Below are 22,039 nucleotides of genomic sequence, written 5' to 3' on the forward strand. Positions count from 1 at the left end.
CGCCTGCCGATCGAGGGCCGCCGGGATCGCCGAGGCGGTGCTGTCGGCCCTGGACGCCGCACACAAGGCCGGACATCGTGCACCGCGACGTCAAGCCCGGGAACGTGCTTCTCGCCGTCGGCGGGCAGGCGCTCGGCGGCCGGCCGTGACCCGCTGAAGTCGCCTCGGGTTCGCTGTCCCACACCTCCCTCGGACGACAAGGGACGCCGTCCCTCGGGAAGGGCCTTGTCATGCGATCGGTTGCGATATATCGTTGAGGCATCGCGAACGATACGCGATGCACACGTGACAGATCATCGATGGAATGGAGTGAGTGCGATGCGTACCCACGGATTCGAACGTGGACACCGGCACGAGGGCCGCGGCCCGCGCGGCATGGGCGGCTTCGACGGGCGACGGGCCGCCTTCGGGCCCTTCGGTCCGGGTGGTCCGGGCTTCGGCCCGGGCGGACCCGGATTCGGCCCCGGCCCCTGGGGACCCCGCGGGCGCGGTGGCCCGAGGGGGCGGGCCCGGCGCGGTGATGTGCGGGCCTCGATCCTGGCTCTGCTGAAAGACCGCCCCATGCACGGTTACGAGATGATCCAGGAGATCGCCGAACGCAGCGGCGGCGCCTGGAAGCCCAGCCCCGGCTCGGTCTACCCCACGCTCCAGCTGCTGGAGGACGAGGGGCTGATCGCCAGTGAGAGCGAGGGTGGCAAGAAGCTGTTCACCCTCACCGAGGACGGGCGCGGTGTGGCCGACGAGGGTCCGCACGCCCCCTGGGAGGAGGCCTCGCGTGGGGTCGACTGGGAGGCGCTCGGTGAGATCCGCCAGGCCGGTGTCGGTCTGATGGAGGCCTTCGGGCAGGTCTGGAAGACCGGCAGCAAGGAGCAGCGCGAGAAGGCGCTGGTCGTCATCAACGAGGCTCGCAAGAAGCTGTATCTGATCCTCGCCGACGAGCACTGAGGCCGGAGAGCGATGAGGCCTGCGGGTGCTGAGGCTCGCAGGTGGGTGAGGCGCCCCGCGTGGTGATCCGCGCGGGGCGCCTTCGTATGCCCGGCCCGCCGGGGCTCAGGTGACCAGGCCGGCCAGCTTGCGCAACGACTCGTTCAGCGCGGCCGTCGCCGAGTCCTTCAGCTTGCCCGCCATCAGCGACACCGCGGCGCCGGTGAACTCTCCGTCGATACGGACGGTCGTGGCGTCGCCGTCAGGGGTGAGGGTGTAGCGGGTGGCGACCGTCACCGCCATCGGACCCTTGCCGCGGATGGCGAACACCCGCGCGGGTTCCAGCTCCTCGATGGTCCAGTCGACCTCGGCCGGGAAGCCCATCAGCTTCATGTTCTCCTGGAACGTCCCGCCCACGGCCGGCGCCTGCGGCCCGCCCTGCGGGAAGCTGGTGTGCGTGGCGTTCCACTCTCCGTACGACGACCAGTCGGTGAGCCGGGCCCACACCTTCTCGGCCGGCGCCTCGATGCGTGCCTCCGCGCTGACTTCGGCCATGCGACCACCTCTTCGGATCGGGCGTAGCGGGCTACGGTGTCGCGGAACGTAGCCGCAGGGGCGTGAACATTCAATACTGATGAACCGTCAGGCATGGTCGGGTCGTGGCGTGCGCCCGGCCCGACCGGCCCGACCGGCGCGAGGCGGCGCGTGCCCTCGGGGCCGAACCGGCCACGTCTCCTCCTTGAGGATGAGATCCCGATCGGCGATGTCCACTCTGTGTGGGACGCGAAGATGGTTCCGCTCGTGGATGACTCGGCCTCTTGAGGCTGATGGGGTAGAGGATGTGCACCCCCGTACAGCCCGCTGGACCGCCCATGACGAGGCGGCCGCGCCCATGGACGACGATGCCGCGCTCGGTGCCGAGCTGGCGGCGGTGGTCGCCGGTGCCCGCCGCCGGGCCGTCCGGGACGGGGACCGGCAGACCGACACCGCCCATCTGCTGCACTCCCTCCTGGAACACGACCCCGAGGTCCGCGCCGCCGTCGGCGGGCCGCCGCAGCTCGCCCGGCTGCTCGGCTACCTCGTGCAGCGCAGCATCGGCTACGGACTGCGCTGGCAGGGCAGCGTGGAGGACTCCGGTGCGCTGGCCGTCGTCCCCGCCGCGGCCGTCCACGACGCCCGTGACCCCAGGGACACCGCCGGCTGGTCGCCCACCGCGGCCGCCGCACTGACCGACGCCCGCGAGCGCGCCCGGCTGCGCGGCGAGCCCCGCGTCCACGGCGTCGACCTCCTCGCCGCCCTCACCGCGGACCCGGAGTCCCGGGCCGCCGAGGTCCTGCGACGCGCCGGCATCCGTGACCTGGACACCCGGGTCGACGCGGGCGCGGGGGAGTACGCCGGCGACAGCGGCACGCCCTGCTGAGACGGCCCCGCACGTCCAGCCCCTGAGACAGGTGTCAACAGGGGTGACGCTCATGTCGTCGCCTGCCATCATGTGCCGGTGCATACGTCAGAGAGCAGTCAGGGCAGCCGCGGCAAGGGCGTCGGGCTCGGTCTCGCACTCGCCTCGGCGCTCGCCTTCGGCGGGTCCGGAGTGGCCGCCAAGCCGCTGATCGAGGCGGGACTCGACCCGCTCCACGTGGTCTGGCTTCGGGTGGCCGGCGCGGCCCTCGTCATGCTGCCGCTCGCCGTGCGGCACCGCGCGCTGCCGCGCCGCCGTCCCGCGCTGCTCGCCGGGTTCGGACTGCTCGCCGTGGCCGGGGTCCAGGCCTGCTACTTCGCCGCGCTCTCCCGGATCCCGGTGGGCGTGGCGCTGCTCGTCGAGTACCTGGCTCCCGCGCTGGTGCTGGGCTGGGTGCGGTTCGTGCAGCGGCGGCCCGTGACGCGCGCCGCCGCGCTCGGCGTCGTCCTCGCCGCAGGCGGCCTCGCCTGCGTGGTGGAGGTCTGGTCGGGGCTGAGCTTCGACGCCCTCGGCCTGCTGCTCGCCCTCGGCGCCGCGTGCTGCCAGGTCGGCTACTTCGTCCTGGCCGACCAGGGCAGCGACGCGGGCGACGAGGCACCGGACCCGCTCGGCGTGATCGCCTACGGCCTGCTCGTCGGCGCCCTCGTCCTGACGGTCGTCGCCCGCCCCTGGAGCATGCGCTGGTCGGTGCTCACGGGCTCCGCGCACCTGAACGGCACCGCCGTACCGGCCCTCGCCCTGCTCGGCTGGATCGTGCTCGTCGCCACCGTCGTCGCCTACGTCACCGGTGTGCTCTCGGTGCGCCGGCTGTCCCCGCAGGTCGCCGGTGTCGTCGCCTGTCTGGAGGCGGTCATCGCGACCGTGCTGGCCTGGGTGCTGCTCGGCGAGCACCTCTCGGCGCCGCAGGTCGCCGGCGGCGCGGTCGTCCTGGCCGGCGCCTTCATCGCCCAGTCCTCCGCCCCCGCCAGGGGTTCCGCCGAGGCGGTGGCCGCGGGCGGCGCCGAACGTGAGTTGTCGGCCCGCGGTACGGCCGCATAAAGTGCCGGTCATGCCGTCGAACGCACTCGTCCTTCCGCCTCCGGCCGCCTGAGGCGGGCCTCCGGGACACGAGCCCTGCGCAGGAGCGCCGGGCCGGACGGTGCTGCCCGCAGATGAAGTCCGCGCGCCCCGCTGAAGCGGGCCGCTCTCGAACTTCCGCACCCCTGGGTGCGTTCCTGCGGAGAGAATTCCTTGACGAACGCTGTCTCCGGCCTGCCCGTCGGGCGTGGCCTGCTCTACCTGATCATCACCGGTGCCGCCTGGGGCACCGCCGGCGCCGCCGCCTCCCTGGTCTACCGGACCAGCGACATGGGCGCCTTCGGACTGTCCTTCTGGCGCTGCGCGCTCGGCCTCGTCCTGCTGCTCGCGGGACGCGGGCTGCGCCCGCGCGTCCGCCCGGCCACCGCCGAACCCCTGGTCCGCAGGGCCGGCAAGGCGCTCGCCACCGGCCTCGGTCTGGCGGTGTTCCAGACCGCCTACTTCGCGGCCGTGGGGTCGACCGGACTGGCCGTGGCCACCGTCGTCACCCTCGGCGCGGGCCCGGTGCTCATCGCGCTCGGCGCCCGGCTGCTGCTCGGGGAACGGCTCGGTGCGGGCGGGGTGCCGGCCGTCGTCGGGGCGGTCGCCGGGCTGGCCGTCCTGACCTTCGGCGGCCCGGCCGCGACGGTGCGGCCCGCGGGCGTGCTCCTGGCGCTCGCCTCGGCCGCGGGCTACGGCGCCATGACCCTGCTGACCCGCTGGTGGGGGAGGGGCGGCGGCGCCGACGCCGCGGACACCACCGTGGGGGCGTTCGCGGTGACCGGCCTGTGCCTGCTGCCGTTCGCGCTGCACGAGGGCCTGCTCCCGCACACCGTCCACCCCGCCCGGCTGCTGTGGCTGGTGCTGTACATCGCCGCCGTGCCCACCGCCCTCGCGTACACCCTGTACTTCGCCGGGGCGGCCGTCGTGCGCTCCGCCACCGTGTCCGTGATCATGCTGCTGGAACCGGTGACCGCGGCCGTGCTCGCCGTCGTCCTGCTCGGCGAGCGGCTCACGGCGTCCACCGCGGCCGGCACCCTGCTCCTGCTCGGCGCGGTCGCGGGCCTCGCCGTGAACGAGGCCCGCGGGGGCGGCCGCCGGGAGTCGGTCCCGGTCCGGGACCGGTCCGGGACCTACCGGGCCCTCAGGTAGTCCGGCAGCTCGACGCCGGCCGCCAGGTCGGCGTTGGGCACCGGCGCGTCGTAGCCCTTGCGGAGCGGGACGACGCCGGCCCAGTGCGGCAGCGCGAGGTCCTCCGGCTCGTCGTTGGCGCCGCCGGTGCGGATCTTGGCCGAGACCTCGTCCAGGTCCAGCCGGATCACCGCGGTGGCGGCCAGCTCCTTCTTGTTCGCGGGCCGGGAGTCGGCGGCGCGGCCCGGGACGACATGGTCCACGAGGGCGTCCAGGGCCGTGCGCCGCTCCTCGGGGTCGGTGACCTCGCGGGCGACGCCGTGCACCACCACGGAGCGGTAGTTGATGGAGTGGTGGAAGGCGGAGCGCGCGAGCACCAGCCCGTCCACGTGGGTGACCGTGAGGCACACCGGCAGGCCCGGGTCGCCCTCGCCGGTCATCCGCAGCGGACGGGAACCGGTGGACCCGTGCACGTACAGCCGGTCGCCGACCCGGCCGTACAGCGTCGGCAGCACCACCGGTGCCCCGTCGCGGACGAAGCCCAGATGGCACACGTACCCCTCGTCGAGTATCGCGTGCACCAGCTCCTTGTCGTACGACGCGCGGTCCGCGGAACGCGTGGGAATGGTGCGGTCGGTCGGGGTGTAGGCGGCGGCCTGCGTGTCCTCGGTCGTCCCCTGCATGACGGTCCCTCCGTGGCGAGCGATGGCGAGCACTGGCGGTCGATATTGCACTAGTGCATAATGGTCTTTGTGCTAGGAGAGTATGCCATCGAAGGGCGTGGCGCAGCGGAGATCGCGGCCAGCGTCGAGCGCGCGGTCGGCACCGGTGACCTGCGGGCGGGCCAACCCCTGCCGCCCATGCGGGAGTTGGCGGCCCGGCTCGGCGTGAACCCGAACACCGTCGCGGCCGCCTACCGCACCCTGCGTGAGCGCGGAGTGATCGAGACGGCCGGCCGGCGGGGCAGCCGTATCCGGTCCAGACCGGCCACCACCGGCCGCGAGGAACTGCGCGTGGAGGTGCCCGCCGGGGGCCGTGACCTGGCCACCGGCAACCCCGATCCGGCCCTGTTGCCCCGCCTCGGCCCGGTCCTGGCCGCGGCGGGGCGGGAAGCGGACCGGCGGCCTCTCCTCTACGGCGACGACCCGTTCGACCCGGAGCTCGTCCGCGTCGCCCGCGCCGAACTCGACGCCGACGGCGTCCCCGAGGGCCCGCTGACCGTCACGTCCGGCTCCCTCGACGCCATCGAGCGCCTGCTCGTCGCGCACCTGAGGCCGGGGGACGCGGTCGCCGTCGAGGACCCCGGCTGGGGCAGCGTCCTCGACCTGGTCCCCGCGCTGGGGCTGCGCACGGTCCCGGTCGGAGTGGACGACGACGGACCGAACCCCGACGACCTGCGCCGCGCCCTGGAGGCCGGGGCCCGCGCCCTGATCGTCACCGACCGCGCGCAGAACCCGACCGGCGCCTCGGTGACCGCCACGCGCGCGCGTGCCCTGCGCGCGGTCCTGCGCGAGCACCCGCAGACGCTGCTGATCGAGGACGACCACGGCCATGGCATCGTCGACCTCCCGCTGCACCCCCTGGCGGGCGTCACCCGCCACTGGGCCGTGGTCCGCTCGGCCTCCAAGGCCTACGGCCCCGACCTGCGCGTGGCCGTCCTCACCGGCGACCCGGTCACCGTCGACCGGGTGCGGGGCCGTCAGCGCCTGGGCCCGGGCTGGGTGAGCCTGCTGCTGCAGCGGACCGTGGTCCGGCTGTGGGCCGAGGGCGCGGTGGACCGGCCGGCGGTGGCGCGGGCGTACGGCGCCCGGAGAGACGCGCTGGTCGACGCGCTGGCGAAGCGTGGGGTGGTCGCCCACGGCCGCAGCGGCATGAACGTGTGGATCCCGGTCCCCGACGAGACCGGCGCGGTGGCCCGCCTGCTGCAGGCGGGCTGGGCGGTGGCCCCCGGGGCCCGTTTCCGTCTGGCCTCTCCGCCGGGCATCCGGATCACGGTCTCGACCCTCACCGAGGGGGACATCACCCCGCTGGCCGAGGCGGTGGCAGCGGCCGTACGCCCCTCTCCGGCCCGCGTCTACGGCTAGGGGTGCCGGAAGAAGGGGCGCGGGGGGCGGGCCGGCTCCGGGCGGTACGCGCGCACGGACCCGGGCGCTTCCCCTCAGGCGTCCTTGCGCCGCATCCGCGGAGCGCGACGCACCTGAGTGAGCGCGGCCCCCGCCAAGACGATCACCGCTCCCACCGGGGTGGTCCACCGCAGCGACTCCCCGAGGATCGCAACACCCGCACCCGTGGCGATGACCGGAATGAAGTACGTGACCATCTGAGCGGTCGTGGGCCCGACCTCGGCGACCAGCCCGTACTGGATCAGAACCGCGAGCCCGGTGCCCAGCGCCCCCAGCGCGGCGATCGCCAGCAGCGGCACCAGGGCGACATGCGTGGGGAGACCGGCGAACACCGGTGTGACGACGGCCAGTTGCAGCGTCGCCAGCAACAGCTGCGCCCCCGTCATCGACAGATGGGAGTTGCCCGTTCCCGCCAGTGTCCGCCGGACGTAGATCCAGCCCACCGGGTAGCTCAGCGACGCCAGCAGGGCCATGGCCGTACCCGTGGCGTCCAGCCCGTGGAACCCCTGCCAGGCGCCCAGCACCGTCAGGACGCCCAGGAAGCCCAGTCCGAGCCCGGCCACGCGGACCCGGGTCGGCCGGTCCTCGGAGAGGGCGACCAGCGACAGGGCCATGCCCCACAGCGGTGACGTCGCGTTGCAGATGCCGGCCAGCGTGGACGGGATGGTCAGCTCCGAGTAGGCGAACAGGGAGAACGGCAGGGCGTTCAGGAAGAACGCGGCGACCGCCATGTGCCCCCACAGCCGGGCCCCGCGCGGCAGCCTCTCCCGCTTGGCCGCCATCGCCGCCGCCAGGACCGCCGTACCGAACGCGAGGCGGCCGAGGGTGACCTGGAAGGGCGCGTACCCCTGTGTGCCCACCTTGATCAACAGGAAGCTGAAGCCCCAGATCAGGGACAGCGCACCGAAGCGCAGCCGCCAGTCGAGGCGGGCGCGGGGGCGGGTGGGGGCGGGGGACTGGGTCCGGGCGGTGGTGGCGGTGCTCATGACCGCAACGATGCCGGAGGCAACCTCGTAGCACAATCGATACTTCTCACCGAGTACCTCTTAGAATCGCTTACATGTTGAGTCTTGAGCGCCTGCGCACCCTGGACGCCCTCGCCCGGCACGGCTCGGTCAGCGCCGCCGCGGACGCGCTGCACGTCACCACGTCCGCCGTCTCCCAGCAGCTGGGCAAGCTGGAGCGGGAGGTCGGCCAGCAGCTCCTCGCGAAGAACGGACGGGGGGTGCGGCTCACGGACGCCGGCCGGCTGCTGTCGGAGCACGCGGCGCGCATCCTGTCCCTGGTCGAACTGGCCGAGTCCGACCTGGAGGCGCACCGCGGGCAGGTCGTCGGCGAACTGCGGCTGTCGGCGTTCCCGACCGCCGCCCGCGGACTCTTCCCGGCCGCGCTCGGCGCACTGCGGGCCGGGCACCCCGGGCTGCGCGTGCGCTCCAGCGAACTGGAGCCGGAGCAGGGCATCGCCGGCGTCGTCCGGGGCGATCTGGATCTCGCGGTGGTCCTGGACTGGTACAACAAGCCGATGCCCGTGCCCGACGGCCTGGTCAAGGCGCCCCTGCTCGACGACCCGGCCGAAGTCGCCATGCCTGTGGGGCACCGGCTGGCCGGCCGGGACGAGGTGGACCTCACCGAGTTCGCCGAGGACGAGTGGATCACCTGGGGCGAGGGTGAGTTCTGCCACGAGTGGCTGATGTTCACGCTGCGGTCCAAGGGCGTCGAGCCGATCGTCGGCCACCGCGCCGGCGAGACCCACACCCAACTCGGCCTGGTCGCCTCGGGGTTGGGCGTGTGCATCGCCCCGCTCCTGGGCCGGCACCCGGTCCCGGACGGCGTGGTCCTGGTGCCGCTCACCCAGCGGGTGCGCCGCCATGTGTACGTCGTGTGGCGAGCGGACGCCGACCGCCGCCCGTCGATCCGGGCCGCGGTCGACGCCCTGCGCACCGCCGCGCGGAAGCTGGGCTGAGCCCTACGCCCCGCCCAGTTTCCGGAAGTCCCAGGAGACGATCTTCTCCGGGGTCAGCCGGGCCCAGGCGTGCCGGCCGTCGTGCGGCATCTCGTCCAGGCCGAAGTTCTTCCGCGCGAACAGCGTCTCCGCCGTGTCGAGTTCGGCGCACAGCTCACCGGTGCGCGGCACCTCGCCCACGAACTCCACCCGGCCGGACAGCTCGACGCCGCGCAACTGGTCGTACTCCTCACCCGAGTCGACCACGACGGCCACCCGTGGATCACGGCGCAGCTGTGCCCAGCGCCTGCTCCGCACCACCGAGTACAGCCACAGCGAGGTGCCGTCCCAGGCGAACCAGAGCGCGCTGACATGCGGAGCGCCGTCCGCTGACACGGTCGCGACCCGGCAGGTGTGCTGGCCGGTGAGGAACTCGTCCAGCTCGCCGGGCGTCATCATGATCTTGCGGCCCCGGCGTTGCTCAGTGACGGTCATGCAGCCCCCTCTTCTCCCACGTCGTGCCAGAGAACTATCGTGTCCTGGAGATCCTCTGACATCACGTCAGAAAAGAGAACGGGTCGGCTCCACACAGCTTCGAAGGGGCGCGCCATGCCGTCGCACGAACAGCTCAGCGAACTCCTCGACCCCGTGAGCACCGTCCTGCTCACCGTGGAGTGCCAGCAGGGGGTCGTCGGACCGGACAGCGCACTGCCCGAACTCGCCCGTGAGGCCCGCTCCTCCGGTGCGCTGCGCAATGTGGCCCGGCTGGTCGCCGGCGCCCACCAGGCCGGTGTCCAGGTCGTCCACGCCATCGCCGAGCGCCGCCCGGACGGCCGGGGCGCGAGCCGCAACGCCCGGCTGTTCCGGGCCGCGCGGCGGCTCCCCGTCCAGCAGCTGTCGGGTACCACCGCGGTGCGCGTCGCGCCCCCGATCGAGGTCGGCGAGGAGGACCTCGTCGTCCGCCGGCTGCACGGCCTGTCGCCGCTCCACGGCACCGACGTCGACGCCCTGTTGCGCAACCTCGGCTGCCGGACGCTGATCGTCACCGGTGTCTCCGCCAACGTGGCGGTACCCAACGCGGTGTTCGACGCGGTCAACCTCGGGTACACCGTCGTCGTCCCGTCCGACGCCATCGCGGGGGTGCCCGCCGACTACACCCCGGCGATGATCCGGCACACCCTCGCGCTGGTCGCCACGATCGCGGCCACCGACGAGGTGCTCGGCTGTCTCGAACGGCCGCGTCGGCGGGCCTGAGAGCGCTCAGGCCAGCTTGATCTCGTCGCCGGAGACCGTGATCTTGGCGGCGGGCAGCGGCTGGGTCGCGGGCCCCTGCTTCACACTGCCGTCCGCGACGGAGAAGTGGCTCTTGTGGCACGGGCAGACGATCACGCCGTCCGCCACGCTGCCCACCGCGCAGCCCTGGTGGGTGCACTTGGACGAGAACGCCTTGTACGTGCCCGCCGTCGGCTGGGTGACGACCACGCCCTGGTCCTTGAAGATCTTGCCGCCGCCCTCGGGGATGTCGGAGGTCTTGGCGAGCGCGGTGCCGCCGGCGGAGCCGCCGCCGTTCTGCGAGCCCGCCGTGGAGCGGGTGCCGCCCGTGGACCCGGTCGAGCCGGTCGTACCCGCCGTTGCGGAGGAACCGGATCCGCTGCCGGCCGCGCCGGACGAGTCGTCGCCCGAACCGCAGGCGGTCAGCGCGGCGGCGAGCCCCGCCGCTCCGGCCGCCGCCACGACGGTACGGCGAGCGGGTCCGGTGGCCGGCTGGGGCGATGCGCTGGTCATGTGGCTTTCCTTCCGCGGAGCTTGTCGTGATCCGTCCAGGGGTACGGCGCCGGGACGCCGCCCGTTCAGACGGGCACCCAGATCCTTGCCGCCCCGGCATGAGGCGGCCGTGAGCCACAGCTGTCGGCCCGCTGTGAGCCCCGCCCCGGCAACCCGGTCCGATCCCAGTAGCCTGGGGCGATGCTCAAGGAAGTCACCGCGACCCGCTACATCACGCCCCTGCGTGAGGGCGGCTCGCTGCCGGGGCTCGTCGAGGCCGACGACTTCGGGACCTACGTCATGAAGTTCACCGGCGCCGGACAGGGCCGCAAGACACTGGTCGCCGAGGTGGTGTGCGGCGAACTCGCCCGCCGCCTCGGCTTCCGGATGCCCCGGCTGGCCACCGTCCGGCTGGACCCGGTCCTCGGTCTCGGCGAACCCGAGCAGCAGGTGCAGGACCTGCTCAGGTCTAGCGGCGGCACCAACCTCGGCATGGACTTCCTGTCCGGCGCCCTCGGTTACGACCCGCTCGCCTTCCCGGTCGGCCCCGCCGAAGCGGGCCGGATCGTGTGGTTCGACGCGCTGATCAACAACGTGGACCGCTCCTGGCGCAACCCCAACCTGCTCGTGCACCGCGGCGAGCTCTGGCTCATCGACCACGGCGCGACGATGATCTGGCACCACAACTGGCCCTCCGCCGAGGCCTCCGCGGCCCGCCCCTACGACGCCGGCGACCACGCCCTCGCCCGGTTCGCCCCGGACGTCACCGCCGCCGCGGCCGAGTTGGCGCCGCGGGTGACCGAGGATCTCCTGGCCGAGGTCACCGCCGAGATTCCCGACGCCTGGCTCGCCGACGAGCCCGGCTTCGACACCCCGGACGACCTGCGGCGGGCCTATGCGCGGCCGCTGCTGTCCCGGGCCGCCGTCATCGCCGAGCGCATCACGGGCATCGGCTTCGGACCGGAGGAGGGCAAGTGAGCCAGACCCATATCCACATGGCCGGCCATGTCACCGAGCGGCACATCACCCGGGCGGGCCAGGGCGGGGACCGGGACGTGTTCGAGTACGCGCTGCTGCGGGTCGTACCGCGGGTGGAGCGCGGCGAGTGCATCAACGCGGGCGTCGTCGTCTACAGCCGCGCCCAGGGCTACGTCGGCGCCCGCACCCATCTGGACGAGGCCCGGCTGCTCGCGCTCGACCCGGACGCGGACGTCGCCGGGGTGCGGGCCGCGCTCGGTGCGATCGAGCGTCACTGCGCGGGCGGCGAGGAGGCCGGGCAGGCGGCCGGCGACGACGCCGGACGCCGCTACCGCTGGCTGATCGCGCCCCGCTCCACCATCGTGCAGCCCGGCCCGGTGCACACCGGACTGACCAGCGACCCGGCGGCCGAGACGGAACGCTTGCTGGACCTCCTGGTGAGGTAATGGATCACATGGACCCGGTGTGCCGTTGACACCGGGTGCCAGGGCTTCTAGCGTCACGTGTGCTGAAGGTACTAAGCGGTCGCTCACCGCACCACAGAGCCCTCGGAAGAGCCGCCGCAGGCTTTCTCCAGGGGCGCCAGGTTCTCTCAAGGGCGAGGAGAAGCAGCAATGTCCACCACTGAACAGCGGGTCGCGGTAGTCACCGGAGCGGCGCGCGGCATCGGCGCCGCCACCGCCGTACGGCTGGCCGCCGAGGGTCGCGCCGTCGCCGTGATCGATCTCGACGAGGCCGCCTGCAAGGACACCGTCGAGAAGATCACCGCCGCCGGCGGCAAGGCGATCGCGGTCGGCGCGGACGTCTCCGACGAGGCGCAGGTCGAAGCGGCCATCGCCCGGATCACCGAGGAGCTGGGCGCCCCGACGATCCTGGTCAACAACGCGGGCGTGCTGCGCGACAACCTGCTGTTCAAGATGAGCGTCTCCGACTGGGACACCGTCATGAACGTCCACCTGCGCGGCTCCTTCCTGATGACCAAGGCCGTCCAGAAGCACATGGTCGACGCGGGCTTCGGCCGGATCGTCAACCTCTCCTCCTCCTCGGCGCTCGGCAACCGCGGCCAGGCCAACTACTCCGCCGCCAAGGCGGGCCTGCAGGGCTTCACCAAGACCCTCGCCATCGAACTGGGCAAGTTCGGCATCACCGCCAACGCCGTCGCCCCCGGCTTCATCGCCACCGAGATGACCAAGGCCACCGCCGACCGCGTCAAGATGGACTTCGACGACTTCAAGAAGGCCGCCGCCACCCAGATCCCGGTGCAGCGCGTCGGCGAGCCCGAGGACATCGCCAACGCCATCGCCTTCTTCACCGGCGAGGCCGCCGGCTTCGTCTCCGGCCAGGTGCTGTACGTCGCCGGCGGACCGCTCAACTAAGGGAACGGGTACATGACTTCCGCTGAACTCCCCGAGCTGTCGGGCAAGGCCGCCCTCGTCACGGGCGGCAGCCGCGGCATCGGCTACGGCGTCGCCGAGGCGCTCGTCGCCCGCGGCGACCGCGTGTGCATCACCGGCCGCAACGAGGACGCCCTCAAGGAGGCCGTCGAGAAGCTCGGCTCGGACCGGGTCATCGGCGTCGCCGGCAAGGCCCACGACCTGGACCACCAGGCCGAGGCCGTCGAGCGCGCCATGGAGGCCTTCGGCCGCGTCGACTTCCTGGTCAACAACGCGGGCACCAACCCGGTCTTCGGCCCGATCGCCGACCTCGACCTGGACGTCGCCCGCAAGGTCTTCGAGACCAACGTGATCTCCGCGCTCGGCTTCGCCCAGAAGACCTGGCACGCCTGGCAGAAGGACAACGGCGGCGCGATCGTCAACATCGCCTCCATCGCGGGCCTCGCGCCCTCGCCCTTCATCGGCGCCTACGGCGTCAGCAAGGCCGCGATGATCAACCTGACCCAGCAGCTGGCGCACGAGTTCGCGCCGAAGGTGCGGGTCAACGCGATCGCACCGGCCGTGGTCAAGACCAAGTTCGCGCAGGCCCTGTACGAGAACCGCGAGGAGGAGGCGGCCGCCGCCTACCCGCTCGGCCGGCTCGGCGTGCCCTCCGACATCGGCGGGGCAGCCGCGTTCCTCACCTCCGGGCAGTCCGACTGGATCACCGGTCAGACGCTCGTCGTGGACGGCGGCATCTTCCTGAACGCCGGGGTGTGAGCCACCTCCCGGGCGTCGATTTTCGGACGGATCGGCGCCCGGGAGGCCCCGGAGAGTCCGCACATCGGAATGACAACGTCGTCATGGCGAAGTCGATCAAGAAGCCCTGTTTCCGGGGAGGCTCAGGGGCCCGAACGCTGCGGTATGGTCTGCCGACCCTTGGTATGGCAGATCGAGGAGCGTGCGCGTGTTCAACCGGAACCGATTCCTGCGGAGAGTCGCGGCGATCGCGTCCATATCCCTGGTGGCCGGATGCGGTCTCCTGTCCGGCGGTGACAGCGACGGCAAGGGGCCGATCGTCGTGGGCACCACCAGCGCCCCCAGCACGCTGGACCCGGCCGGTGCCTGGGACGGCTCATGGGAGCTGTACCGCAACATCTTCCAGACGCTGCTCGCCTATCCCAACGGCGCCACCACGCCCCAGCCCGACGCCGCCGAGCGCTGCTCGTTCACGGACTCCTCGAGCCGCACCTACCGCTGCACCCTGCGCGCGGGCATGAAGTTCGCCGACGGCGACGCGCTGAACGCCCAGGCCGTCAAGCACTCCATCGACCGCATCCGCGCCATCGACGCCCCCGGCGGACCCGCCGGCCTGCTGGGCAGCCTGGACCGGGTGCAGGCGCTCGGCGACCGCGACGTCGTCTTCCACCTCAACCAGTCCGACGCCACCTTCCCCTTCGTGCTGGCCACCCCCGCCATGTCGATCGTCGACCCGGACGACTACCCCGCGCGCTCCCTGCGCAAGGACGACAGCGTGTACGGCTCGGGCCCGTACAAGCTCCAGTCGTACGAGGACGACAAGCAGGCCGTCCTGGTCCGCAACGAGAACTACCAGGGCTTCGCCAAGCGGCAGAACGACGCGGTGACCATCCGCTACTTCCAGGACTCGGCCGGCATGGTCAAGGCGCTGCGGGACAAGCAGATCGACGTCACCTACCGCGGCCTCGCCGCCGACGACATCCTCGCCCTCCAGCAGCACGACACCACCGACCTGCAGCTGGTCGACGGCGCCGGCACCGACATCAGCTACCTGGTGTTCAACCCCAAGGACCCCTGGGCCAAGGAGCCCGCCGTACGCAAGGCCGTCGCCCAGATCGTCGACCGGGGCGCCATCGCGCACAAGGTCTACAAGGACACGGTCGACCCGCTGTACTCGATGGTCCCCAAGGGCCTGACCGGGCACGCCACCGGCTTCTTCGACGACTACGGCGACCCGAGCGTGCCCAAGGCCCGCAAGATCCTCTCCGACGCCGGCGTCCACCAGCGCGTCCCGCTCACCCTCTGGTACACCACCGACCGCTACGGCTCCGAGACCGCGCTGATGTTCCAGGAGCTGAAGCGGGAGCTGGAGGACTCGGGGCTGTTCACCATCACGCTGAAGAGCCGCCCCTGGAAGACCTATGTGGTCGGCTACCAGAAGGGCGAGTACCCGGTGTTCGGCCGCGGCTGGTTCCCGGACTTCCCCGACGCGGACAACTTCATCGCCCCGTTCGTCGGCGAGCACAACGCGCTCGGCACGCCCTACCCGTCCAAGGAGATCACCGGCCAGCTGCTGCCCCACTCCCGTGCGGAGAGCGACCGCGCCCAGACGGTCAAGGACATGGAGCAGGCCCAGCAGATCCTGGTGGACGACGCCCGGCTGATCCCGCTGTGGCAGGGGAGGCAGTTCGTCGCGGCGAGCGACGACATCTCCGGCGGCGAGCAGGCCCTCGACCCGTCGACGATCATGATGATGTGGACGCTGCACCGCAAGACCAGCTGGTGAGAGGGCGAACGGCTCTCGCGGCACCGATTGTCAGTGGTCGCCTGTAGGTTCTGAAGCCTGAAGTGACCGCAGGCCGTAGTTGATCGATACCGTGAGGACGTTGACGTGACCGACATCGCCATGCTGCCCGAGTCCTGGCGCGGGGTTCTGGGCGACGAGCTGCAGCAGCCCTACTTCAAGGAGCTGACCGAGTTCGTCGAGGAGGAGCGGGCGAACGGCCCCGTCTACCCGCCGCGCGAGGAGGTCTTCGCCGCGCTGGAGGCGACGCCGTACGAGCAGGTCAAGGTCCTCGTCCTCGGCCAGGACCCGTACCACGGCGAGGGACAGGGCCACGGCCTGTGCTTCTCGGTCCGCCCCGGGGTGAAGACCCCGCCCTCGCTCCGGAACATCTACAAGGAGATGAAGGAGGAGCTGGGCCTGCCGGTCCCGGACAACGGCTACCTGATGCCGTGGGCCCGGCAGGGCGTGCTGCTGCTCAACGCGGTCCTCACGGTCCGCGGCGGGGAGGCCAACTCGCACAAGGGCAAGGGCTGGGAGAAGTTCACCGACGCCGTCATCCGCGCGGTCGCCTCCCGCCCCGACCCGGCGGTCTTCGTGCTGTGGGGCAACTACGCGCAGAAGAAGCTTCCGCTGATCGACGAGACCCGGCATGTGGTGGTCAAGGGCGCGCACCCCTCGCCGCTGTCCGCGAAGAAGTTCTTCGGCTCCCGCCCGTTCACCCAGATCAACGAGGCGATCGCCGCACAGGGGCACGCGCCGGTCGACTGGCGCATCCCGAACCTGGCCTGACGGCCACCGGCCCGAAGCGCAACGGCGCCGCCTGACCCGCAAAACTCGCGGAGCCGGTTAGCGTCGGGAGCGGACAACCGACGACGGCCCGGAGGACGCGGTGACGGAGCGGCAGGAGCAAGCGGCACTGGATCCCATGCTGACGAGGATCGGGCAGGTCGTGATGCTCCACCACGGGGGCGACCGCGAGGAGGCCCGCAGCCGCCTCCTGGACCTGTGGGCGGAGATCGGCGAGGCCGGCGATCCGCTGCACCGCTGCACCCTCGCCCACTATCTCGCGGACACCCAGGACGACCCGGAGGACGAACTCGCCTGGGACCTCAGGGCGTTGTCGGCGGCGGAGGAGCGGGGAGCCCCGCTGGGCGTGCGGGGCTTCCTCTCCTCCCTGCATCTCAATCTCGCCGCCGACTACGTGAAGCTGGGCCGTGACGACGCCGCCCGCAGCCATGTGCGCCGGGCGCGGGCGGCCGCGGGCGCGCTGGCCGACGACGGGTACGGCGACGGGGTGCGGGCGGCCATCGGGCGGCTGGAGCTGCGGCTGGGCGAGGGCACCTGAGAGCCTGCCGGGCCGTGCCGGCGTGCGGCTGCGGCTGGGCGCTTCAGTGGCCGTACGTCTGATTGCAGATCACCGACTCCGGGCTGTCGGAACGCCAGCCGCCGTACTTCCTGCCGAGGGCGCACACGTCCGGGGTCGCGGGTACCGGGTGGGCCGGGCCCGGGGTGTCGGGGCGCGCGCGCCGGTGGTGCTCGGGGTGGGTGCGCTGGCGTGGGGGAGCGGCGGGGGGGGCAGGGGGCCGGGGCGTCGGCGGGGGGGGGGGCGGGGGCGGGGGCGCCTCCGGCCGGGGGGGGGAGGGGTTCGATGCACCCGCGCAACTCTGCTCGGTCGTGCCCCGGCTCGGCGGCAGGGAGACGGCGTCGGGCCCCCGCACGGGTGATCTCGTGCCCCCTGCGGAGGATTCCCGCGTACCGGAGGTGACGCTCAGTCGCCCGTGGCGCCGTCGATCTGTTCCCGGACCAGGTCGGCGTGGCCGTTGTGCCGGGCGTACTCCTCGATCATGTGGGTGTAGATCCAGCGCAGGTTGAAGGCTTCCCCGGTGGACCTGCTCCTGCCCCGGGAGAAGTCGTCGAGCGCGAGCCCGGCGGCGTTGCCCCGGGCCGCCTCGATCTCGGCCTGCCAGGTGGCGTGCGTCTTCTCCCAGGTGTCCGCCTCGGTGACACGGAAGTCGCCGTCCGGGTCCTCCTCGGTGCAGTACAGGGTGCCCTGGTCCTCGCCCAGCAGAACCTCGTGGAACCAGAACCGCTCCACCTCCGCCAGATGGCGGACCAGGCCCAGCAGGGACAGCTCGGAGGGTGCGAGGGGCTTCGTCCGAAGCTGTGCGTCGGTCAGCCCCTCGCACTTCCAGGCCAGGGTGCTGCGGTGGTAGTCCAGCCAGCCTTCCAGCATCTCGCGTTCACCGGCGTTCAGGGCGGGCTCTCGGCGTTCGATTGTCATGTCCGTATCCTCGCCGAAACTCGTGGGCTCCAGCGGCGATTTTCACCGGCCGAGCATCCCGGCCAGCAACTCCCGCAGTCCCCCGCGGATCTCCTCCCGTCCCGGCACCTCGGCGCTGAACGAACCCGCCACACACGAGAACAACAGCCCGTCCGCCCACGCGACCAGGGACAGCACGTGCCGGTGCGGGTCGGGCGAGCCCGCCGCGGTGAGCATCGCGGCCAGCTGTTCCCTGAAGACCGCACCGGTCCGGTCGTAGAAGGCCCGCAGCTCGGGGCGGCGGGTGGCCTCCAGGGCGAGTTCGTAGCGCGCGATCAGCAGCTCGCGCCCCTGGGTCAGGGAGCGGTGGACGGCGAGGGCCAGCCCGTCGGCCAGCGCGTCGGCTCCGCCGCTCGGATCCGGCATCTCGGCCACGTCCAGCACCCGTGCCTCACGCTCGGCGTGCCGTCGTACCGCCAGTTCCAGCAGTGCCTGCCGGGTGCGCGCCACGTTCGAGGTGGAGCCCGGCGGCAGGCCGGCCGCCTCGTCGACGGCGCGGTGCGTCAGCCCGCGCATCCCGCGCTCGGCGAGCAGGGCGAGCGCGGTGTCGGCCACGAGGGCGGCACGGGAGGCGCTGGAGGTGCGTACGGGCATGAGGCGACCCTACCGGCGCCACTACGGCTGTAGTACAGTCACGTTCACTACAGGTGTAGTCATCGGGGTCAGGAGGAGTCATGGCACAGTCGGCCCGCGCCGTCGTCGTCGGCGGCGGCATCGGAGGCCTGGCCTCGGCGGCGGCCCTGCACACCCGGGGCTGGGACGTGACCGTGCTGGAGCGGGCGCCCTCCCTGGAACCCGTCGGCGCCGCCATCTCCCTCGCCCCGAACGCCCTGCGCGCCCTGGACGTCCTCGGCATCGGCGAGGAGATCCGCGACCTCGCCGCCTGGCAGGGGGACGGCGGCCTGCGCACTCCGAGCGGGCGCTGGCTGTCCCGCTCCAGCGCCGAGGCGGCCACCGCCCGCTTCGGCGGCCCGCTGGTCCTGCTGCCCCGGGCCACCCTGGTCGACCGCCTCGCCGCCCTGCTCCCGCCCGGTGCCGTCCGCACCGCGGCCACGGCGGTCCTCACCGACCCCGGCGACGGCCGGCGGCCCGCCCGGGTGAGTGTCGGCGGGCAGGACCTGGAGGCCGAGCTGGTGGTCGGCGCGGACGGCGTCAACTCCCGGGTGCGCCGCGCCCTGTTCCCGGCGCATCCCGGTCCGGTGTACGCCGGGTTCACCACCTGGCGGGTGCTGATCCCGCTGCCCGGCGTCGAGTTCGCCTCGCACGAGACCTGGGGCCGGGGCCGCATCTGGGGCAGCCATCCGGTCAAGGGCGGCCGGGTCTACGCCTACGCGGCGGCCGTGACACCCGCCGGCGGGCGGGCGCCGGACGACGAGAAGGCCGAACTCCTGCGCCGGTTCGGCGACTGGCACGACCCCATCCCGGCCGTCCTCGCCGCCGCCCGCCCCGAGGACGTGCTCCGGCACGACGTCCACCACATCGCCACGCCCCTGCCCGCCTGTCACTCGGGCCGGGTCGCCCTCCTCGGCGACGCCGCCCACGCCATGCCCCCGACCCTCGGCCAGGGCGGCAACCAGGCCGTCGAGGACGCCGTCGTCCTCGCCCACCACGCCCATGACCTCGCCGCCTACACCGCCGCCCGCCTTCCGCGCACCACCGCCGTCGCCCGCCGGGCAGTGAAGGCCGCCCGCCTGAACATGACCGGCAACCCGGCCGCCATCGCCGTACGCGACACCGCGATCGCCGCACTGTCGAAGGCCGGACCCGCGCTCTTCCTGCGCGGCTTCGACGGCATCGCCGACTGGCGGCCCCCGTATGCTGCCGGGGAAGCGCACACGGGCGAGCGGAAGAGGGAGAGCACGTGAAGGTCGCCTGCATCGGACTCGGGGACATCGCGCAGAAGGCGTATCTGCCGGTGCTGGGCACGCAGTCGGGGGTCGAGCTGCACCTGCAGACCCGTACGCCCGCCACCCTCGACCGGGTCGCGGACACCCTGCACCTGCCGGCCGGGCAGCGGCACACCACGCTCGACTCCCTGCTGGGCGCAGGCCTGGACGCGGCCTTCGTGCACGCGCCGACCCCTGCCCACCCCGAGATCGTCACCCGGTTGCTCGAAGCGGGCGTACCGACGTACGTGGACAAGCCGCTCGCCTACGAACTCGCCGAATCCGAGCGGCTGGTGCGCCTCGCCGAGCAGCGCGGGGTGTCCCTGTTCGTCGGCTTCAACCGCCGGTACGCGCCCGGCTACGCCCAGTGCCTTGAGCACCCCCGCGAACTGATCCTCCTGCAGAAGAACCGGATCGGGCTGCCCGAGGAGCCCCGCTCGATGATCCTGGACGACTTCATCCACGTCGTCGACACCCTGCGCTTCCTCGCGCCCGGCCCGGTGGACGACGTCACCGTGCGCGCCCGCGTCGAGGACGGGCTGCTGCATCACGTGGTGCTCCAGCTCGGCGGGGACGGGTTCACCGCGCTCGGCGTGATGAACCGGCTCAGCGGCTCCGCGGAGGAGATCCTGGAGGTCTCCGGGCAGGACACCAAGCGCCAGGTGCTCAACCTCGCCGAGATCATCGACCACAAGGGCCAGCCCACGGTACGCCGCCGCGGCGACTGGGTGCCCGTGGCCCGGCAGCGCGGCATCGAGCAGGCGATCCTCGCCTTCCTCGACGCCGTGCGCGCCGGCAAGCTGCTCAGCGCCCGTGACGCGCTGGCGACCCATGAGCTGTGCGAGCGGGTGGTACGAGCGGTTCGGGACCGCTTCGCCGCAGCCTGAGCGCCCGCACGCCCTCCATGGCGCACAGCGCCGCCAGCACCAGCAGCGCGCCGTGCACCGGCCAGTCGCCGTAGCGGACGTACGGCGTGACGCCGTGCGCGAGCGGTACGTCGTACACGTGCGCGGCGCTCGCGTCCGTGCCGAGCCACGGTCCGAGCCGCTGCCCGCCCGGCCCGTACACGGCCGAGACACCGGTGAGCGTCGCGTGCACCATCGGGCGGCCGGTCTCGGCGGCCCGCAGCGCGGCCAGCGAGGCATGCTGCTCCGGTGCCCAGCTGTGCTGGAAGGTGGAGGTCGCGGACTGGCCGAGCAGGACATCGGCGCCGTCCTCCGCCAGATGCCGGCTCATGTCCGGGAACGCGGTCTCGAAGCAGATCAGCGGGCCGATCCGCAGCCCGTGCCCGACGTTCATCACGACCTGCTCGGTGCCGCGCCTGCGGTCCTCGCCGGCCGCCTTGCCGACCGAGGTGGCCCAGCCGAGGAGCGAGCGGGCGGGTATGTACTCGCCGAAGGGCACGAGCCGCATCTTGTCGTACCGGTCGGCGGTCGGACCGTCCGGGCCGACCAGCACCGAACTCTTGTAGATGCCGGGCTCGCCGGAGCGGCGGGCGTCCACGTTCACCAGCACGTCGGCGCCGGTCTCACGGGACAGTGCGACGATCCGCCGGGCCAGGTCGGGGCGGTCGTCCAGATCGAAGCCGACGCTGGACTCGCCCCACACGACCAGGTCGACGCCCTGCCCCGCGAGCCGCCGGGTCAGCTGTTCCTCCCGGGCGAACCGCTTGTCGCCGCTGTCCTGCCCGTCCACGACTCCCGGTTGTACGACGGCGATCCGCACCTGCCCGTCGGTCTCGGGGCGCGGCGCCCACGCCCACGCCGCCGAGGCCGCGGCGGCCGTGGCGACCAGGGAGGCCACGGCCGGCACCCGGGACCCGCGCACCGACATCAACACGGCCGCCGCCACGTTCACGGCCACGATCAGGAAGCTGAGCAGCCACACCCCGCCGACGGAGGCCAGTCGCAGCGCGGGCGGCACCTGCCACTGGCTGGCGCCCAGCATGCCCCAGGGCCCGCCGAGTCCCTGCCAGGACCGCACCAGCTCCACGATCAGCCAGGCCGACGGCAGCACCAGCAGTGCGGCGGCGCACCGGCCCGGGGTGGGCCGCCCGCCGAGGAAGCGGCGCACCAGCAGGCCCCAGGGCGCCCACAGCGTGCCGAGCAGGGCGGCGATCAGGAAGATGAACACGTGCAGACTCGGCAGCAGCCAGTGGTGCACGGCCACCAGGTAGCCGAAGCCACCGCACCAGCCGTCGTACGCCGCCCGCCGTCCGGTCGGTGCCGCGCGGGCCAGCAGGATCCAGGGGACCAGGGCGACGTACGCGAACCACCACAGCGACGGCGCGGGGAACGCGAGCACCGGCAGGGCACCCGCGAGTGCGGCGGCGCAGGAGCGGCGCCAGGGGGAGGTCAGCCAGCGGTTGATCGTCCTCATACGGACCCTCCGTACCCAGGGCTGGCTCCAGTGTGCGCGATCGGAGGGATCTCCTCCAGGGTGGGGGAGCGATGCGCGGCAGAACCCGGATCGTGCGGTCGTCGAGCGTGTGCGGGCGGCGGGTGGCCCGGTCGCGCCCTCGCGGCGGAAGCCGCATGC

At 72.9% G+C, this 22,039-nt stretch carries 24 protein-coding genes; 16 read left to right on the forward strand and 8 right to left on the reverse strand.

Annotated elements, in window-relative coordinates:
* Positions 1–318 precede the first annotated feature (318 nt).
* Positions 319–945: a PadR family transcriptional regulator gene (locus tag IO33_RS0140170; RefSeq protein WP_031174051.1), complete on the forward strand. Its 627-nt coding sequence runs from the start codon at positions 319–321 to the stop codon at positions 943–945.
* A 105-nt stretch (positions 946–1,050) separates the two neighbouring features.
* On the opposite strand, the gene IO33_RS0140175 is transcribed toward IO33_RS0140170, so the two are convergent.
* A complete protein-coding gene (locus IO33_RS0140175) occupies positions 1,051–1,479 on the reverse strand; it encodes a type II toxin-antitoxin system Rv0910 family toxin (protein WP_031174052.1) in 429 nt (142 codons plus the stop codon).
* Between the two features lie 286 nt (positions 1,480–1,765).
* Between IO33_RS0140175 and IO33_RS0140185 the strand changes: the two genes are divergently transcribed.
* From IO33_RS0140185 to IO33_RS0140195, 3 genes are all read left to right on the forward strand, one after another.
* Complete coding sequence (locus IO33_RS0140185) at positions 1,766–2,344, forward strand: Clp protease N-terminal domain-containing protein (protein ID WP_390985413.1); 579 nt, start codon at positions 1,766–1,768, stop codon at positions 2,342–2,344.
* A 72-nt stretch (positions 2,345–2,416) separates the two neighbouring features.
* The gene (locus IO33_RS0140190; RefSeq protein ID WP_031174054.1) at positions 2,417–3,421 is read left to right on the forward strand and encodes an EamA family transporter; all 1,005 of its coding nucleotides are present in this window, start codon (positions 2,417–2,419) and stop codon (positions 3,419–3,421) included.
* 192 nt (positions 3,422–3,613) lie between these two features.
* On the forward strand, positions 3,614–4,591 hold the full coding sequence (locus tag IO33_RS0140195) for a DMT family transporter (protein ID WP_051927270.1): 978 nt from the start codon (positions 3,614–3,616) through the stop codon (positions 4,589–4,591).
* Here IO33_RS0140195 and IO33_RS0140200 read toward each other — a convergent pair.
* On the reverse strand, positions 4,573–5,253 hold the full coding sequence (locus IO33_RS0140200) for a pyridoxamine 5'-phosphate oxidase family protein (RefSeq protein ID WP_031174056.1): 681 nt from the start codon (positions 5,251–5,253) through the stop codon (positions 4,573–4,575). The genes IO33_RS0140195 and IO33_RS0140200 overlap by 19 nt on opposite strands.
* Positions 5,254–5,322: 69 nt before the next feature.
* Here IO33_RS0140200 and IO33_RS0140205 point away from each other — a divergent pair, with 69 nt between their 5' ends.
* Positions 5,323–6,654 (forward strand): aminotransferase class I/II-fold pyridoxal phosphate-dependent enzyme, encoded by a 1,332-nt coding sequence (locus tag IO33_RS0140205; RefSeq protein WP_107069497.1) that lies wholly within the window; start codon positions 5,323–5,325, stop codon positions 6,652–6,654.
* A gap of 74 nt (positions 6,655–6,728) precedes the next feature.
* Here the strand turns inward: IO33_RS0140205 and IO33_RS0140210 are convergent, their stop codons facing one another.
* The gene (locus tag IO33_RS0140210; protein ID WP_245236039.1) at positions 6,729–7,679 is read right to left on the reverse strand and encodes a DMT family transporter; all 951 of its coding nucleotides are present in this window, start codon (positions 7,677–7,679) and stop codon (positions 6,729–6,731) included.
* Positions 7,680–7,753: 74 nt separating this feature from the next.
* On the opposite strand from IO33_RS0140210, the gene IO33_RS0140215 reads away from it, so the two are divergent.
* On the forward strand, positions 7,754–8,656 hold the full coding sequence (locus tag IO33_RS0140215) for a LysR family transcriptional regulator (RefSeq protein WP_031174059.1): 903 nt from the start codon (positions 7,754–7,756) through the stop codon (positions 8,654–8,656).
* Positions 8,657–8,659: 3 nt separating this feature from the next.
* Here the strand turns inward: IO33_RS0140215 and IO33_RS0140220 are convergent, their stop codons facing one another.
* Complete coding sequence (locus IO33_RS0140220; protein WP_031174060.1) at positions 8,660–9,130, reverse strand: pyridoxamine 5'-phosphate oxidase family protein; 471 nt, start codon at positions 9,128–9,130, stop codon at positions 8,660–8,662.
* 114 nt (positions 9,131–9,244) lie between these two features.
* Here IO33_RS0140220 and IO33_RS0140225 point away from each other — a divergent pair, with 114 nt between their 5' ends.
* Complete coding sequence (locus IO33_RS0140225) at positions 9,245–9,889, forward strand: cysteine hydrolase family protein (protein ID WP_031174061.1); 645 nt, start codon at positions 9,245–9,247, stop codon at positions 9,887–9,889.
* 6 nt (positions 9,890–9,895) lie between these two features.
* Here IO33_RS0140225 and IO33_RS0140230 read toward each other — a convergent pair whose 3' ends face one another.
* A complete protein-coding gene (locus IO33_RS0140230) occupies positions 9,896–10,420 on the reverse strand; it encodes a Rieske (2Fe-2S) protein (protein ID WP_031174062.1) in 525 nt (174 codons plus the stop codon).
* Between the two features lie 180 nt (positions 10,421–10,600).
* Here IO33_RS0140230 and IO33_RS0140235 point away from each other — a divergent pair, with 180 nt between their 5' ends.
* The 7 genes from IO33_RS0140235 (at position 10,601) to IO33_RS0140265 (ending at position 16,640) form a co-directional block, all read left to right on the forward strand.
* Complete coding sequence (locus IO33_RS0140235; protein WP_031174063.1) at positions 10,601–11,377, forward strand: HipA family kinase; 777 nt, start codon at positions 10,601–10,603, stop codon at positions 11,375–11,377.
* Positions 11,374–11,823 carry a DUF3037 domain-containing protein gene (locus IO33_RS0140240; protein WP_031174064.1) on the forward strand — a complete coding sequence of 150 codons (450 nt, stop codon included), beginning with the start codon at positions 11,374–11,376 and terminating at the stop codon, positions 11,821–11,823. The genes IO33_RS0140235 and IO33_RS0140240 overlap by 4 nt, the downstream gene beginning before the upstream one ends.
* 168 nt (positions 11,824–11,991) lie before the next feature.
* Complete coding sequence (gene fabG / locus IO33_RS0140245) at positions 11,992–12,753, forward strand: 3-oxoacyl-ACP reductase FabG (RefSeq protein ID WP_031174065.1); 762 nt, start codon at positions 11,992–11,994, stop codon at positions 12,751–12,753.
* 12 nt (positions 12,754–12,765) lie between these two features.
* Complete coding sequence (locus tag IO33_RS0140250) at positions 12,766–13,530, forward strand: SDR family oxidoreductase (RefSeq protein ID WP_031174066.1); 765 nt, start codon at positions 12,766–12,768, stop codon at positions 13,528–13,530.
* A gap of 187 nt (positions 13,531–13,717) precedes the next feature.
* The gene (locus IO33_RS0140255; RefSeq protein WP_031174067.1) at positions 13,718–15,295 is read left to right on the forward strand and encodes an ABC transporter substrate-binding protein; all 1,578 of its coding nucleotides are present in this window, start codon (positions 13,718–13,720) and stop codon (positions 15,293–15,295) included.
* Between the two features lie 105 nt (positions 15,296–15,400).
* Positions 15,401–16,084, forward strand: a complete 684-nt coding sequence (gene ung / locus IO33_RS0140260; RefSeq protein ID WP_031174068.1) for a uracil-DNA glycosylase — start codon at positions 15,401–15,403, stop codon at positions 16,082–16,084.
* A 100-nt stretch (positions 16,085–16,184) separates the two neighbouring features.
* Positions 16,185–16,640, forward strand: coding sequence for a hypothetical protein (locus tag IO33_RS0140265; protein WP_031174069.1), 456 nt, complete (start codon positions 16,185–16,187; stop codon positions 16,638–16,640).
* A gap of 423 nt (positions 16,641–17,063) precedes the next feature.
* On the opposite strand, the gene IO33_RS0140270 is transcribed toward IO33_RS0140265, so the two are convergent.
* On the reverse strand, positions 17,064–17,576 hold the full coding sequence (locus tag IO33_RS0140270) for a DinB family protein (RefSeq protein ID WP_031174070.1): 513 nt from the start codon (positions 17,574–17,576) through the stop codon (positions 17,064–17,066).
* Positions 17,577–17,618: 42 nt separating this feature from the next.
* Positions 17,619–18,209, reverse strand: coding sequence for a TetR/AcrR family transcriptional regulator (locus IO33_RS0140275; protein ID WP_031174071.1), 591 nt, complete (start codon positions 18,207–18,209; stop codon positions 17,619–17,621).
* Between the two features lie 80 nt (positions 18,210–18,289).
* Here IO33_RS0140275 and IO33_RS0140280 point away from each other — a divergent pair, with 80 nt between their 5' ends.
* Positions 18,290–19,480: an FAD-dependent monooxygenase gene (locus IO33_RS0140280; RefSeq protein WP_031174072.1), complete on the forward strand. Its 1,191-nt coding sequence runs from the start codon at positions 18,290–18,292 to the stop codon at positions 19,478–19,480.
* Positions 19,477–20,388, forward strand: a complete 912-nt coding sequence (locus IO33_RS0140285; RefSeq protein WP_031174073.1) for a Gfo/Idh/MocA family protein — start codon at positions 19,477–19,479, stop codon at positions 20,386–20,388. Before IO33_RS0140280 ends, IO33_RS0140285 begins: the two co-directional genes overlap by 4 nt.
* Here the strand turns inward: IO33_RS0140285 and lnt are convergent.
* Positions 20,306–21,880 carry an apolipoprotein N-acyltransferase gene (gene lnt, locus IO33_RS0140290; RefSeq protein WP_031174074.1) on the reverse strand — a complete coding sequence of 525 codons (1,575 nt, stop codon included), beginning with the start codon at positions 21,878–21,880 and terminating at the stop codon, positions 20,306–20,308. The genes IO33_RS0140285 and lnt overlap by 83 nt on opposite strands.
* Between the last annotated feature and the right edge of the window lie 159 nt (positions 21,881–22,039).

The organism is Streptomyces durhamensis, from assembly GCF_000725475.1.
Lineage (GTDB): Bacteria > Actinomycetota > Actinomycetes > Streptomycetales > Streptomycetaceae > Streptomyces > Streptomyces filipinensis.